Source organism: Micromonospora sp. RB23 (assembly GCF_053585025.1).
This window is the reverse complement of sequence record NZ_CM132111.1, coordinates 6,301,835-6,314,862: the sequence shown is the minus strand read 5'-3', so window position 1 is coordinate 6,314,862 and position 13,028 is coordinate 6,301,835. Positions and strand designations below refer to the sequence as shown.

Sequence of the window (13,028 nt, the reverse complement as noted above, 5' to 3'; positions counted from 1 at the left end):
TGCTGGCCGGAGGCGGCTCCTTCTTGGCTACCCTGCCGTCATGACGGATGTGGAGACGGCGGCCCGGCGCTTCATCGCCGACGTGTGGAACGCGCGTCGGGAGGAGTCGGCGTACGAGTTGGTCGCCGAGGGGTGTCCGGGGTTGAGTGGGACGGGTCCGGAGGCGACGCTGGCCTGGCACCGCGAGCGCCGTGCCGCCTTCCCGGACCTCCGCTACAAGATCGTCGACGTGGTGGCCGCGGGTGAGCGGGTGGCCGTGCACTGGCGGGCCGCCGGCACCCACGCCGGGCAGTTCGGGCCGGTGCCGCCGACCGGGCAGGTGGTCAGCTACTCCGGGGCGACGTTCCTGCGCTTCGACACCGCCGGCCGGATCATCGAGGTGTGGAGCTGCAACGAGCTGCTCCAGCTCCTCCAGCAGCTCGGCGTCGAGATGGTGCCGCCGGCCGGCGGGCTCAGCGGCTCCTCGGCCTGATCCGGTCGACTGGCAGGTTGATCGGGAACGGCTCGCCGGTGTCGACGAACTTCGTCCACCGCCCGGTCTCGGTGTAGACCTCGTTCACCGCGTCGATCCGGTACGTCACGACCTCCAGGTCGCCACCCAGGGTCTCGATCCGCCAGTAGTAGGGGATGCCGGCCTGGGCGTACAGCGCCGGCTTCAACACGCGGTCGATCGAGCGGGTGCTCGGCGAGACGATCTCGATGGCGACGACCACTTCGTGCGGCTCGTACCTCAGGTGCGTCGTTCTCCCCGCGACCACGGTACCGCCGCCGACCTGTGGGTGGTGGTCGCGCGCGCCGGGGCCACAGGGCAGGATGGTCCACATGACCGACCCCAGCGAGCACGGCGTTCCGGCCGGCGGCGCCAGCGAGCGCGGCCTGCCCGGCGCCGGCCTGGTGAAGGGGCTGGCGGTCACCCTCAAGACGATGACCAGCCGCTCGACCACCCAGCAGTACCCGGACGTCGCCCCCGAGCTGCCGCCGCGCTCGCGTGGAGTGATCGCGCTGTCCGAGGAGAACTGCACGGTCTGCATGCTCTGCGCCCGCGAGTGCCCGGACTGGTGCATCTACATCGACTCGCACAAGGAGGAGGTGGCGGTGCCCGGCGCCGCCCGCCCCCGCCAGCGCAATGTGCTCGACCGGTTCGACATCGACTTCTCGCTCTGCATGTACTGCGGCATCTGCATCGAGGTCTGCCCGTTCGACGCGCTCTACTGGTCGCCGGAGTTCGAGTACGCCGAGTACGACATCAAGGACCTGCTGCACGACAAGGACCACCTCGGCCAGTGGATGGCGACGGTTCCGCCGCCACCCGCGCACGATCCCAACGGCGAGCCGGCCAAGGAGGAGACCGCCGCCGCGCGCAAGGCCGCGCGGTCGATCCCACCGGCGGTACGCCCCGGCGACGAGGGCCCGGCGTCGTGACCGCCCGAGCCGCGGGGGCGGCCCGGTGACCGGCGCGGATCTGCTGCTGCTCGCGCTGGGCGCGGTTGCGGTCGGCGCCGGTGTGCTGGTGGTGACCACCAAGCACCTGGTCCGGGCGGGGCTCTACCTGGTGGTCTGTCTGGGCGCGCTGGCCGGCGACTATCTGGTGCTCGGCGCGGAGCTGGTCGCCTGGGTCCAGGTGCTGATCTACGTGGGCGCGGTGGTGGTGCTGCTGCTGTTCGCGGTGATGCTGACCCGGGCTCCGATCGGGGCGTCCGACGACCTGGACCGGCCCGGCTGGCCCGCCGCGCTGATCGGTGGCGGCGCCGGGCTGGGGCTGAGCGTGCTGCTGGTCGACGCGTACCGGTGGAGCACCGTCGCGCTGCCCGACGCGGGTACGGCGGAGCGGCTGGGTGAGCAGATCTTCGCCTCCTGGGTGCTGCCGTTCGAGGTGCTCTCCGTCCTGCTGCTGTCCGCCCTGGTCGGCGCGGTGGTGCTGTCCCGACCCGACATCGGCCGCCGTACCGAGGACGCGCCCACGCCGGTGGAGGAACTGGCCTCCGGGGGGCGTCGGTGAGGCCGGTCATTCCGTACGTCACCGCCGCGCTGCTGTTCGGCCTCGGCGTGTACGGCGTGCTGCGTCGACGCAACGCCGTGCTGGTGCTCATGTCGGTTGAGCTGATGCTGAACGCGGTGAACCTGATCCTGGTCACCGCGGACACCACGGCCCGCGCGGTGCTGCCGCACTCCGGGCAGGTGTTCGCGCTGTTCGTCATCGTGCTCGCCGCCGCCGAGATCGGGGTGGGGTTGGCGATCGTGCTCCAGCTCTACCGTCTGCGGTCCACGGTGGCGGTGGACGACGTCGCGTTGACCGAACCGGCGGCGTCGACCGTCGCCGGGGACGCGGAGGCGGGCCGGTGACCGGGCTGCTCGGGGCGGCGCTGCCCGCCGTACCGCTGCTCGCCGGCCTGCTCGGCCTGCTGCTGCCGCCGGCCCCGCGGCAGCCCGGCGGCGCGGTCGGCGGTGACCGGGCGCGGACGGTGGCCGTGACGATCGGCGTGGCCGGCGCCGCCGGCGCGCTGGCTCTGGCCGTGGCCCTGCTGGTGACGGTCGACGGTCCGACGGAGACGTCGACGACCTGGGTCGACATCGGTGGGCTGGCGGTGACCCTCGGGGTACGCCTGGACGGCGCCGCCGCGCTGGTCGCGGTGGCGGTCGCCGCGGTGGCCCTGGCCGTGCAGGTGTACTCGATCGGCTACCTGCGGCGCGGCCCCCACGACGACGTCGACGTCGACCACCGCTACCCGCCGTACGCCGCCCAGATCAGTCTCTTCACGGGGGCGATGCTGCTGGTGGTGGTCGCCGGTGACCTGATCATGCTGCTGGTGGGGTGGGAGGTGATGGGCCTCTGCTCGTACCTGCTCATCGCCCACGACCGCCGGTTGGCGGGCGCGCCGGCCGCCGCCATGAAGGCGTTCCTGGTGACGCGGGTCGGTGACGTCGGGTTCCTGCTCGGCATCGTTCTGCTCGGCGTGTCGACGGGCAGTTTCCGGATCGCCGACGTGCTCGCGCACGACCACTCCGGCGCGACCCTGACCGCCGCCGGTCTGCTGCTGCTCGCCGGTGTGGCCGGCAAGAGCGCGCAGTTCCCGCTGCACACCTGGCTGCCGGACGCCATGGCCGGCCCGACGCCGATCTCCGCGCTGATCCACGCCGCGACCATGGTCGCCGCCGGGGTGTACGCGGTGACCCGGCTCTACCCGCTGTTCACGGCCGCTCCGGTGACGTTGACCGTGCTCGGGGTGCTCGCCGCGATCACCCTGCTGCTCGGGGCGCTCGCCGCCACCGCCCAGGACGACATCAAGCGGGTGCTGGCCTGGTCGACCGTCTCCCAACTGGGTTACATGACCGGCGCGCTGGCCGTCGGCTCGCCGTCGGCGGCGCTGTTCCACCTGCTCACCCACGCCGCGTTCAAGGCTCTGCTGTTCCTCGCCGCCGGCGCGGTGATCCACGCGGTGGGCACCACGCTGATGTCGGAGATGGGCGGGCTGCGCCGGAGCATGCCGGTGACGTTCTGGTGCACGGTGATCGGTCTCGGCGCGCTCGCCGGGGTGCCGCCGCTGGCCGGCTTCTGGAGCAAGGACGGCGTGCTGACGGTCGCCGAGTCGGCGGCGCTGGAGGGCACCGGTCCCGCGCCGTCGTGGGTGGGCTGGCTGGTCTGGCTGGCCGGACTGCTCGGTGTGGCGATCACCGCCTGGTACGCGGGTCGACTGCTGCTGCGGGCCTTCTTCGGCGAGCCCCGGCTGCCGCTGCTCCACCCGCACGACCCGCCCGCGGTGCTGCGCTGGCCGGTGCTGCTGCTGGCCGTGCCGGCCGCGCTGCTGGGTCTGGCCGGGTTCGTCGGCGCGTTCGCCGACCGGCTGCGGTTCGCCACCGTGCCGGTGGCGGGCGCGGAGGACGGCCTGGTTCACGTCGGGCCGGGGCTGTTGCTGCCGCTGGCGCTGCTGCTGGTGGGAGCGGGGCTGGTGTGGGCGCGTTGGCGTCGGGACCGGGCCGCCGATCCGGCGACCGCGCTGGGTCCGCTGCGGCCGGTCTTCGCCCGCGCGTTCCGGCTCGACGACGTCCAGCACACCCTTGTCGTACGCCCCGTCCGGGCCCTCGCCCGTCTCGCGCGTACCGCCGACGAGGTGGTGGTGGACGGGGTCGTGGAGGGCAGCGGGAAGGCCGCCACGGGCCTCGGGGCCGGGCTGGCCGCGCTGCACCGGGCGGCGCTGCCCCGGGCCGCCGCCGGTGTGCTGGCCGGCGCGCTGCTGATCGGTCTGGCCGCCGCCGTGCTGGGGGTGGTGTCATGACGTTCGGGCAGGTGCTGCTCGTCGCCGTGCTGGTGCTGCCGGCGTTGGGCGCGGTCGCGGTGGCGGCGACACCCCGGGACCGGGCGGCGCGGATCGTCGGCACGGTCGCGGCGGCGCTGACCCTGTTGGCCGCCGTGGCGTTGGTGTCCGGTGGACGGAGCTGGTTCGCGTGGTCGGCCGGTACGCCGGCGGTGCGCCCCTGGCACCAGGTGGACCTGCCCTGGGCGTCCGGCCTGGATCTGCGCTTCCACCTCGGCGTCGACGGCATCTCCTGGCCGCTGGTGGTGCTGACCGCGCTGCTCACGCTGCTCTGCTGCGCGTACTCGCTGTGGCGGGTGCCCGACGGCGGCAGCGGCCGGGCGCTGGTGGCGTTGCTGCTGGTCGTCGAGGTGGGCATCCTCGGCACGTTCCTCGCCCTGGACCTGGTGCTGTTCTTCCTCTTCTTCGAGGTCGTCCTGCTGCCGATGTACGCGATCATCGCGGGCTGGGGCGGCGCCGACCGGCGTCGGGCGGGCCGCAAGTTCGTGCTGTACACGCTCGTCGGTTCGGTGTTGCTGCTGGTCGGCGTGTACGTCGTTGTCGCCGCCGCGGGAACCGCCGACATCGTGGCCCTGACCGGCGGCGCCGGGCTGTCCCGGGGCACCCAGTTGGGCGCGTTCACGCTGCTCGCGCTCGCGTTCGCGGTGAAGAGTCCACTCTGGCCGCTGCATTCGTGGCTGCCCGACGCGCACACGCAGGCCCCGACGGTGGGCAGCGTGGTGCTGGCGGGGGTGCTGCTCAAGATGGGCACGTACGGGCTGATCCGGGTGGCGGTGGGGGTGGCCCCGGAGGGCGCCCGCTGGGCCGCACCGGCGCTCGGCGTGCTGGCGGTCGCCGCGATCCTTGTCGGTTCGCTGGTCTGCCTCGCCCAGGTCGAGGTGAAGCGGCTCATCGCGTACTCCAGCGTTGGTCACATGGGCTTCGTCCTGCTGGGCGTCGCCACGCTGACCGCCACCGGCGTTCAGGCGGCCCTGATCGGCAATGTCGCGCACGGCGTGATCACCGGCCTGCTGTTCTTTTTGGCCGGGGCCGTGAAGGACCGCACCGGCACGGGTGCTCTCGCCGAGCTGTCCGGGTTGCGGGAGACCGCGCCCCGGCTGGCCGGTCTGCTGGCGTTCGCGGCCGTCGCTTCGCTGGGCCTGCCCGGGCTGGCCGGCTTCTGGGGGGAGGCGTTCGCGGTGGTCGCGGCGATCCAGGTGGGCGGTCCGCTGTGGCTGACCCTCGGGGTGCTCGCGGCGGTCGGCGGCGCGCTCACGGCCGCGTACTTCCTGCGGTTGCTGCGTCAGGTCACCCACGGCCGGCCGAGCCCGTCGGTGGGCGGCGTCGGCGCGGGGCTGGCCGGCGCGGAGCTGACCGCGTGGGTGCCGCTGGTGCTTCTCGCGCTGGCGATCGGTCTGGTTCCGGCGCTGGTCCTCGGCGTCGCCGAGGCGCCCGTCGACGCTCTCGTCGAGGTGATCCACAGGTGAGGACGAGAAGCGTGCCGCGACCGGGGGCGGACCGATGAGCGTCGTGCAGAGCGTGGACAGCGTGGCGTTGCTGCCGGCGTACCTGGCCGCCGGCACCGCCGTACTCGTGCTGGTGGTCGACCTGGCGCTGGCGCGGCCGCGCGCCACGGTCGCGGTGGCCGCGCTCGGCGCGCTCGGCACGGCCGTCTCCTCGGCGCTGGTCGGCGCGGGTGGCGAGCGGCGGACGTTCTGCGCCGGCGCGGACTGCTCGTGGATCTTCGGCGGCCGGGCGGCCCTGGTCGGCGCGGTGGTGGCGCTGCTCACCCTGGGCGTGCTCGGGTTGTCGGTGCCGGCGCTGCGGGCCGGTCGGTCGCCGGTGGGGGAGTACGCCTTCCTGCTCGCCTGTTCGATGACCGGCGGCGTGGTGCTCGGCGCGGCCGGCGACCTGATCACTTTGATCGTGGCGTTGGAGACGCTGACCCTGCCGCTGTACGTGTTGGTCGGCCTGCGCCGGGGCAGCCTCGCCAGCGCCGAGGCGGCGGTGACGTTCTTCGTGGTCAGCGTGGTGGCCACCACGCTGACGTTGCTGGGCGCGGCGCTGCTGTACGCGGTGACCGGCGGGCTGCACCTCGATCGGGTCGGCGCGCTGCTGGCCGAGCGGCCGGAGCTGCGTGACCTGCCGCTGACCACCGCCGCCGTGGCGCTGCTGCTGCTCGGGCTGGCCTTCAAGGTGGCGGCGGTGCCGTTCCACGCCTGGGCGCCGGCCACCTACGACGGCGCTCCGCTGCCGGTGGCCGCGTACCTGTCGACGGCGTCGAAGCTGGGCGGCCTGGTGGCGGTGTTGGCCGTCGTGCAGCGGGCGCTGCCGGCGGACCAGACCGGTCCGGTGCTCGCCCTGCTGGCGGTGCTCACGATGACCGTCGGCAACCTGGTGGCGCTGCGCCAGCGGCGTACCGTCCGGCTGCTCGCCTGGTCCTCGGTCGCGCAGGCCGGTTACATCCTCGCCCCGCTGGGCGCGCTGGCGCTGGCCGCGGGCCGCACGGGCGAGGCGCGGTCGGCCGCGTACGCCGCCGCGGTGGCGTACGCCGTGTTCTTCGTGGTGCTGGAGCTGGCGGCGTTCGCCGGGGTGACCGCGCTGCGCCCGGTGGGGGCGGACGGCGGCACGCTTGACGACCTGCGCGGGGCTGCGCGCCGGCACCCGTGGCGGGGTGCCGCGCTCGGTCTCGCGCTGGTGGGTCTGGCGGGGCTGCCACCGGGCCTGGCCGGGTTGTTCGCGAAGGTGACGGTGGTCCGGTCGCTGCTGGACGGCGGGGCGGCCTGGTTGGCGCTGGTGGTGGCGCTGAACGCGGTGCTCGGGCTCGCCTACTACCTGCGGGTCACCGCCGGCCTGTGGACGCCGACACCCGCGTCGCGCGGGGACGGCGCGGTGGCCGTACCCGTGGTGGGTGTGGTGGCGGTGGTGCTGGCGGTGACCACGGTGGCCGCAGTGGCGCTCGGCGTCGCCCCGCAGCTCGTGCTGGATCTCGCTGCCCGCTGAGCGGGTCTCAGTCAACTCTCAGCGTTCCGATGGATGGTTGACGGGTATCGGGTTGTTGTACCGGTCAGCGGATCGAGGCGATCCGCGCACCGAAGGAGAGATCGTGCACCACAACCGTCTGAAGACCGCCGCGCTGCTCGGCCTGCTCACCGCGCTGATCCTCGCGGTGGGCTACGGGTTCGGTGGCAGTGGCGGCCTGGTCATCGCCGTCCTTATCTCACTGGTCATGAACGGCATTTCCTACTTCTTCTCGGACAAGATCGCGCTGCGCTCGATGCGGGCGCAACCGGTCAGCGAGGCACAGTTCCCCGAGCTGTACCGCATGGTGCGCGAGTTGGCGACCGAGGCCCGGCAGCCGATGCCCCGCCTGTACGTGAGCCCGACCGCCCAGCCGAACGCGTTCGCGACGGGGCGTAACCCGCAGCACGCGGCGGTCTGCGTGACCCAGGGCATCACCGAGGTCCTGGACTACCGGGAGCTGCGCGGTGTGATCGGGCACGAGCTGTCCCACGTCTACAACCGGGACATCCTGATCTCCAGCGTCGCGGCCGGCCTGGCCGGCATCATCACGTTCCTGGCGAACATCGCCTGGTTCATCCCGCTGGGCGGCGGGGACGACGAGGACTCGCCGAACCCGGCCGTGCTGCTGCTGACCCTGATCCTCGGGCCGATCGCCGCCACCGTGATCCAGTTGGCGATCAGCCGCAGCCGCGAGTTCCAGGCGGACCAGTCGGGCGCCGAGCTGAGCCGGGACCCGCTGGCCCTGGCCAGCGCCCTGCGCAAGATCGACGCCGTGGCCCGGCGACGCCCGCTGCCGGCTCAGGGCACGCTCACCAGCACCGCGCACCTGATGATCGCCAACCCGTTCGCCGGTGGCGCGATCGCCGCGCTCTTCTCCACCCACCCCAAGATGGAGGACCGGGTCGCCCGCCTGGAGCGGATGGCCGCCAACTCCGGGCCGGTGCAGTTCCAGCGCTGACCCGCTGAGCCCGTACTCCACCCGCGTCCGGCTACGGACGCGGGTGGAGTCGTTTCGCGGTCAGTCCGGTGCGGGCAGCCGGTCCGGACGGGTCAGCAGCACGACGGTGAGCAGGACGACGCCCGCCGTCAGGTACGACGCGGCGGGCGAGAGCACGGCGGCCACGCCACCCAGCAGGAAGATGCCGATCCCCGAGGTGACGATGTTCGCCGCGACGATCGTCGCCTCGACCTGCCCCATCCGTTCCAGAGGAGCCAACCGGGCGAATGTGGCCTGCGCGCCGATCAACCAGCCGCCGCCCGCGCCGATCAAAGCGTTGCCCACCGTCAGAGCCCACAGCGGCGCGTCGACGGCGGCCAGGACACCGGACAGCAACAGCGCGCCGCCCAGCGCGGCGGCGACGGTCACCTGCCCGGCCAGCCGGCCCAGCCAGCGGGACCGGCCCACCACCAGCACGAAGGCCGCACCGCCCAGCGCTGACGCCGCCAGCACGGCGGGACGCCAGGCCCCATCGGCCAGATCCGGGGCGAGGGTCTCCGGCAACGCGCCGGACAGCATCGTGGCCAGGGTGAGCAGGGCGACACCCCTCAGTACGGGATGGCCGGCGATGATGCGGACGCCCGCGGTCGCCGGTGGGCGCGGACCGCGTGAACGGTGGGGGCGCTTCGGCAGTCCAGCCAGGACCATCGCGGCGACCAGGAACGACCCGAGGTCGATCAGGAGCGCCACCCGCGAGCCGAGAGCCACCGTCAGACTGGCTCCCGCGAGCAGGCCGACCACCTGGCCCGCCTGATTGGCGAAGGCGCTGAGACCGAACAGCGGCAGCCGCAGCGGAGCCTCCACGGCCTCGGCGACGACGGCGATGTTGACGCTCGCGTAGGCGGCCCTCACCGCGCCCAGCAGGCCGGCCGCCACGATCGCCGGCAGCGGCTCGGGGACCGCCGCGGGCACGGCGATCAGCGCGGCGCCGGCCACCGACAGCCAGACCAGCAGGGTACGGCGGGCCGGCACGTCCAGCCAGCCGCTGAAGACGGTGGCGACCAGCAGGGCGGGCAGGGTACGCGCGGCGTAGACCGCAGCCGGGCCGAGGACGGAGTTCGTCTGGTCGTACGCGAGCAGCAGCAGAGCGGCAAGGCCCACGAAGTCACCCAGCTCCGAGATGCCCCGGGCGATCACCAGCCGGGAGGCGACCGGATGTCGGAAGAGCGCCCGGTACCCGGGGGACGGCGTGAGCTGCTCGTCGGTGTCGGGCATCAGGGCGTCTGATCCGCTTCCACTACCCCGATCGGCTGATAGGCGGCGTTCTCCCGGGCTCGGCGGGACTGTTCCCGCCGGTAGCTGCTGCGGATCTCCGGGTCCTGGCGGCGTCGGCGCAGCGCCACGAAGTCCGACCAGACGTCCTCCGGCCACGCCGGCAGCCCCTCACCGGTCACCAGTTCGGCGTTGCGGAAGGCGTGCAGCGTCGAGCGGTGCACCGGTTGCAGGCACATCAGGGGGATGTTCCGGTAGAAGCGCACCACCTGCCCGACCTCGGTGAGGCGCAGGATGGTGGGCAGCAGCGAGGTGTACCAGTCGGTCTCCACCACGCCCTCGTAGAGCTGGAGACCGCGCTGGTCGGGCCAGTTCGGCACACTCCTCGCCATGAGGCACCAACCCGGGGACGTGCGGGCCAGCACGCCGGTGACCATCTCGACGGTGTTGGTGGCGCGCGGGTCGGCGTCGAGGAACGGAATGCTCGCGCCGTACCGGTCGAAGATGTCCAGGTCGTCGTGGAACTGCTCCGGCGCCGCCTGCAACTGGTCCGCCGCGTGCGGCAGCTTGGCGTCGTAGCCGCCGGCGAGTGAGCGCCACTGGGTCGGCTCGTTCTCCGTCAGCAGGGTCCACTCGGTGTCCTGCCCGTCCCAGCGCAGCGCGAAGTCGACCGGTGGATAGACGTACCAGCCGAATCCCGAGGCGGCGGCGACCGGCGGGCACTGTTGGACGGCCCGGGCGGGCAGGGAGCCGCGCAGGCTGGGTGAGGCGGCCTCACTGGGTTTGGCGTCGCCGTACAGCGAATAGATCTCGACTCGCAGAGGTGCGGTGGTAGTCCCGGACATCGGACCTCCTGCCTCATCGTGCGGTGCCGGCGTATGGACCCAATTCGATCAGCAACCTACCCCCTTTGTGACCGCTCGGTCAGTCCCAGCCTCCGCGCTGCTGTGAGCGGATCGACCATCCACGGTCTGACCTCCCGAGTTAGGGTCGACAGGGCTTCTACCCGTTACCTGTCCCAGCGGAGGTGTCTGCCGTGGCCGCACTGCGCCAGTACCTGGGTGTCTGGCGGATCCCCGGCGCGCCGATCCTGCTGGTCACCGGCATCGTCGGGCGGCTGGGCATCGGCATGACGCCGCTGGCGCTGCTGCTGGTGGTGGAGCAGGTGACCGGGCGCTACGCACTGGCCGCCGTCGCGGGCGGCATCTACGCCGTAGCCGGCGCCGCGCTCAGCCCGATCGCCGGGCGGATAGCCGACCGGGTCGGTCCGAGCCCGGTGCTGCTGGTCACCGCCGTGGCCCACCCGTTGGCGCTCATCGGGCTGCTGCTGGCCAGCCGTGCGGGCGACGACGCCCTCGCCGCCATCTACCTGACGGCCGGCGTCGCCGGCGCGACGTACCCGCCGCTCACCGCCGCCATCCGCGGCGCCTGGAACGACCTGACCAGCCCCGCGTCCGGCCGGTACGCCCTGCGTAACACCGCCCTCGCGGCGGAGACCTCGCTGTTCGAGATCGTGTTCGTGCTCGGACCACTGCTCGTGGCGGGGTTCGTGCTGGTCGCCGACGCGGCGGCCGCGCTGATCGGGGCGGCGGTCGTCACCCTGGTCGGCACCACCGCCGTAGCCCTCGGCCGGGTGATGCGCGACTGGCGTCCCCACCCCCGCGAACACCACGCCCGGGGGCTCGGTCCGCTACGGGTCGCCGGCTTCGGAGCCCTACTTGTCTGCGTCGCCGGGCTGGGCATCGCGTTCGGCGCCGCCGGTGTGATCGTCCCGGCGTACGCCGGCAACGCCACCACCGACGACCCGGAGAGCCTCGCCGGGCTGCTGCTCGCCGTCTGGGGGGTCGGCAGTGCCATCGGCGGCTTCTGGTTCGGCGTACGCCGGCCCTCGCCGAACATGACCCGCCAGTTCGCCCTGCTGCTCGCCGCGCTGGCCGGCACGTTCCTGGTGTTCGCCGTGATGCCCACGCCGCTGGCGCTGGGCGTCGCCCTGGTCGTCGGCGGGGCCACCATCGCCCCGGCACTGACCCTGGAGAACACCCTGGTCGGCCGGATCGCCCCGGCGGGCATGCTGAACGAGGCGTACACCTGGGTGGTCACCGTGGCCGTGGCGGCGAGCGCCGCCGGCGGCGCGGTGGCCGGCCTGATCGTGGACCACGCCGGCGGCGTGCCCTGGGCCTTCGTCTTCGCGGGCGCGGCGGTGGCCGTCGGGGCTGCGGTCGCCGCGCTGCCCGCCGGGCCCATCGCCCGCGCGGAAAACCAGGCGGTACGCGCCGACGAGCCCATCCCGGCCTGAGCCCCTCCGTCGTCGCCGGCGATTGTCGGTGCCGTGCACCAGACTGAGCGTCGGCGAGAGGGGAAACCATGGCCAAGCTGCTTTACTCGGCGACCGCGTCACTCGACGGCTACATCGCCGGCCCCGGCGGAGACATGTCCTGGCTGACCGAACACCTCACCGGCGACAACCCGACCGCCGACCGTCTGCTGGCCGACATCGGCGCGATCCTCGCCGGCAACCGCACCTACGGCGGCGACGACCCGAATCGCGGCACCGACAGCGAGGGCGCCTTCGGCGGCCGGTACCACGGGCCGGTGGTCGTCCTGACCCACCGTCCACCCGACGACCCGCCCGAGGGCGTCACCTTCGCCGACGACCTGCACGTTGCCGTCGCGCAGGCCAAGGAGGCCGCCGGCGACAGGTACGTCAACGTGCTCGGCGCGGACGTCGCCAAGCAGTGCCTACGCGCAGGCCTGCTCGACGAGGTCCTCATCTTCTTCGCGCCCGTGCTGCTCGGCGACGGCGTACGCATCCTCGACGACCCGGGTGGCGCCCGCGTCCGGCTGACGCCGATCCCCGGCGAGACGGCCCACTGGTACCGCGTCGACCGCTGACGGATCGGCGGCCCCGCGCCTACCGGTAGTTCGTGAACTGGAGGGCGACGCCGAAGTCCTCACCCTTGAGCAGCGCGATGACCGCCTGGAGGTCGTCCCGCTTCTTGCCGGTGACGCGCAGCTGGTCGCCCTGGATCTGCGCCTGGACGCCCTTCGGGCCCTCGTCGCGGATCTTCTTGCTGATCGCCTTGGCCTTGTCCGCCTCGATGCCCTGGATCACCTTGCAGTCGATCTTGAACACCTTGCCGGACGGGCGCGCCTCACCCGCGTCCAGCGACTTCAACGAGATGTTCCGCTTGACCAACTTCTCCTTGAAGACGTCCAGCGCGGCGCGGACCCGCTCCTCGGTCTCCGCCTGAAGGCCGATCGCCTCCTCACCCGACCAGGAGATCTCCGCGCCCGTGCCGCGGAAGTCGAACCGCGTCGAGAGCTCCTTCTCCGCCTGCCGGAGGGCGTTGTCGACCTCCTGGCGGTCGACCTTGCTCACGATGTCGAAAGACGGGTTCGCTGGCATGCTTCTGCTCCTGCTGTCCGGCGGTCTGGGACGTGCAGTCGGCCGCCGACCAGCGGCACGACCCCCTGACGGTACCCGGTTGCGCCGGTCCCGGGGC

The 13,028-nt window shown here is 73.1% G+C and carries 14 protein-coding genes; 10 read left to right on the top strand and 4 right to left on the bottom strand.

Annotated elements, in window-relative coordinates; genetic code table 11:
• Positions 1-40: 40 nt before the first annotated feature.
• Positions 41-472, top strand: coding sequence for an ester cyclase (locus ACTFTM_RS28830; RefSeq protein WP_449563473.1), 432 nt, complete (start codon positions 41-43; stop codon positions 470-472).
• Here ACTFTM_RS28830 and ACTFTM_RS28825 read toward each other — a convergent pair.
• On the bottom strand, positions 453-824 hold the full coding sequence (locus ACTFTM_RS28825) for a Uma2 family endonuclease (RefSeq protein ID WP_449563472.1): 372 nt from the start codon (positions 822-824) through the stop codon (positions 453-455). The genes ACTFTM_RS28830 and ACTFTM_RS28825 overlap by 20 nt on opposite strands.
• Here ACTFTM_RS28825 and ACTFTM_RS28820 point away from each other — a divergent pair.
• The 7 genes from ACTFTM_RS28820 to htpX all read left to right on the top strand — a co-directional run bounded on the left by ACTFTM_RS28820 (position 814) and on the right by htpX (position 8,274).
• Positions 814-1,422 carry a NuoI/complex I 23 kDa subunit family protein gene (locus tag ACTFTM_RS28820; RefSeq protein WP_449563471.1) on the top strand — a complete coding sequence of 203 codons (609 nt, stop codon included), beginning with the start codon at positions 814-816 and terminating at the stop codon, positions 1,420-1,422. The two genes, ACTFTM_RS28825 and ACTFTM_RS28820, sit on opposite strands and share 11 nt — an antisense overlap.
• Positions 1,423-1,447: 25 nt before the next feature.
• Positions 1,448-1,999 (top strand): NADH-quinone oxidoreductase subunit J family protein, encoded by a 552-nt coding sequence (locus ACTFTM_RS28815; RefSeq protein WP_449563470.1) that lies wholly within the window; start codon positions 1,448-1,450, stop codon positions 1,997-1,999.
• Positions 1,996-2,343, top strand: a complete 348-nt coding sequence (gene nuoK, locus ACTFTM_RS28810) for an NADH-quinone oxidoreductase subunit NuoK (protein ID WP_449563469.1) — start codon at positions 1,996-1,998, stop codon at positions 2,341-2,343. Before ACTFTM_RS28815 ends, nuoK begins: the two co-directional genes overlap by 4 nt.
• Positions 2,340-4,274 carry an NADH-quinone oxidoreductase subunit 5 family protein gene (locus ACTFTM_RS28805; protein ID WP_449563468.1) on the top strand — a complete coding sequence of 645 codons (1,935 nt, stop codon included), beginning with the start codon at positions 2,340-2,342 and terminating at the stop codon, positions 4,272-4,274. Before nuoK ends, ACTFTM_RS28805 begins: the two co-directional genes overlap by 4 nt.
• Positions 4,271-5,779, top strand: a complete 1,509-nt coding sequence (locus ACTFTM_RS28800) for a complex I subunit 4 family protein (protein WP_449563467.1) — start codon at positions 4,271-4,273, stop codon at positions 5,777-5,779. The genes ACTFTM_RS28805 and ACTFTM_RS28800 overlap by 4 nt, the downstream gene beginning before the upstream one ends.
• Before the next feature lie 34 nt (positions 5,780-5,813).
• The gene (locus ACTFTM_RS28795) at positions 5,814-7,295 is read left to right on the top strand and encodes an NADH-quinone oxidoreductase subunit N (RefSeq protein ID WP_449563466.1); all 1,482 of its coding nucleotides are present in this window, start codon (positions 5,814-5,816) and stop codon (positions 7,293-7,295) included.
• Positions 7,296-7,398: 103 nt separating this feature from the next.
• Positions 7,399-8,274 carry a zinc metalloprotease HtpX gene (gene htpX, locus ACTFTM_RS28790; protein WP_449563465.1) on the top strand — a complete coding sequence of 292 codons (876 nt, stop codon included), beginning with the start codon at positions 7,399-7,401 and terminating at the stop codon, positions 8,272-8,274.
• Between the two features lie 60 nt (positions 8,275-8,334).
• Here htpX and ACTFTM_RS28785 read toward each other — a convergent pair whose 3' ends face one another.
• Positions 8,335-9,528, bottom strand: coding sequence for a hypothetical protein (locus ACTFTM_RS28785; protein WP_449563464.1), 1,194 nt, complete (start codon positions 9,526-9,528; stop codon positions 8,335-8,337).
• Positions 9,528-10,370 (bottom strand): DUF6065 family protein, encoded by an 843-nt coding sequence (locus ACTFTM_RS28780; protein ID WP_449563463.1) that lies wholly within the window; start codon positions 10,368-10,370, stop codon positions 9,528-9,530. Before ACTFTM_RS28780 ends, ACTFTM_RS28785 begins: the two co-directional genes overlap by 1 nt.
• Positions 10,371-10,561: 191 nt before the next feature.
• Here ACTFTM_RS28780 and ACTFTM_RS28775 point away from each other — a divergent pair, with 191 nt between their 5' ends.
• Positions 10,562-11,821 (top strand): MFS transporter, encoded by a 1,260-nt coding sequence (locus tag ACTFTM_RS28775; protein ID WP_449563462.1) that lies wholly within the window; start codon positions 10,562-10,564, stop codon positions 11,819-11,821.
• 68 nt (positions 11,822-11,889) lie between these two features.
• Positions 11,890-12,417 carry a dihydrofolate reductase family protein gene (locus tag ACTFTM_RS28770; protein ID WP_449563461.1) on the top strand — a complete coding sequence of 176 codons (528 nt, stop codon included), beginning with the start codon at positions 11,890-11,892 and terminating at the stop codon, positions 12,415-12,417.
• 19 nt (positions 12,418-12,436) lie between these two features.
• On the opposite strand, the gene ACTFTM_RS28765 is transcribed toward ACTFTM_RS28770, so the two are convergent.
• Positions 12,437-12,931 carry a YajQ family cyclic di-GMP-binding protein gene (locus ACTFTM_RS28765; protein ID WP_449563460.1) on the bottom strand — a complete coding sequence of 165 codons (495 nt, stop codon included), beginning with the start codon at positions 12,929-12,931 and terminating at the stop codon, positions 12,437-12,439.
• Positions 12,932-13,028 lie beyond the last annotated feature (97 nt).

Bases quoted from the DNA above. Each gene is read 5' to 3' on its own strand.
- ACTFTM_RS28795 (WP_449563466.1), top strand. From the start codon at position 5,814: ATGAGCGTCGTGCAGAGCGTGGACAGCGTGGCGTTGCTGCCGGCGTAC.
- ACTFTM_RS28770 (WP_449563461.1), top strand. From the start codon at position 11,890: ATGGCCAAGCTGCTTTACTCGGCGACCGCGTCACTCGACGGCTACATC.
- ACTFTM_RS28785 (WP_449563464.1), bottom strand. From the start codon at position 9,528: ATGCCCGACACCGACGAGCAGCTCACGCCGTCCCCCGGGTACCGGGCG.
- ACTFTM_RS28830 (WP_449563473.1), top strand. From the start codon at position 41: ATGACGGATGTGGAGACGGCGGCCCGGCGCTTCATCGCCGACGTGTGG.
- ACTFTM_RS28780 (WP_449563463.1), bottom strand. From the start codon at position 10,370: ATGTCCGGGACTACCACCGCACCTCTGCGAGTCGAGATCTATTCGCTG.
- ACTFTM_RS28825 (WP_449563472.1), bottom strand. From the start codon at position 824: ATGTGGACCATCCTGCCCTGTGGCCCCGGCGCGCGCGACCACCACCCA.
- ACTFTM_RS28820 (WP_449563471.1), top strand. From the start codon at position 814: ATGGTCCACATGACCGACCCCAGCGAGCACGGCGTTCCGGCCGGCGGC.
- ACTFTM_RS28765 (WP_449563460.1), bottom strand. From the start codon at position 12,931: ATGCCAGCGAACCCGTCTTTCGACATCGTGAGCAAGGTCGACCGCCAG.
- ACTFTM_RS28800 (WP_449563467.1), top strand. From the start codon at position 4,271: ATGACGTTCGGGCAGGTGCTGCTCGTCGCCGTGCTGGTGCTGCCGGCG.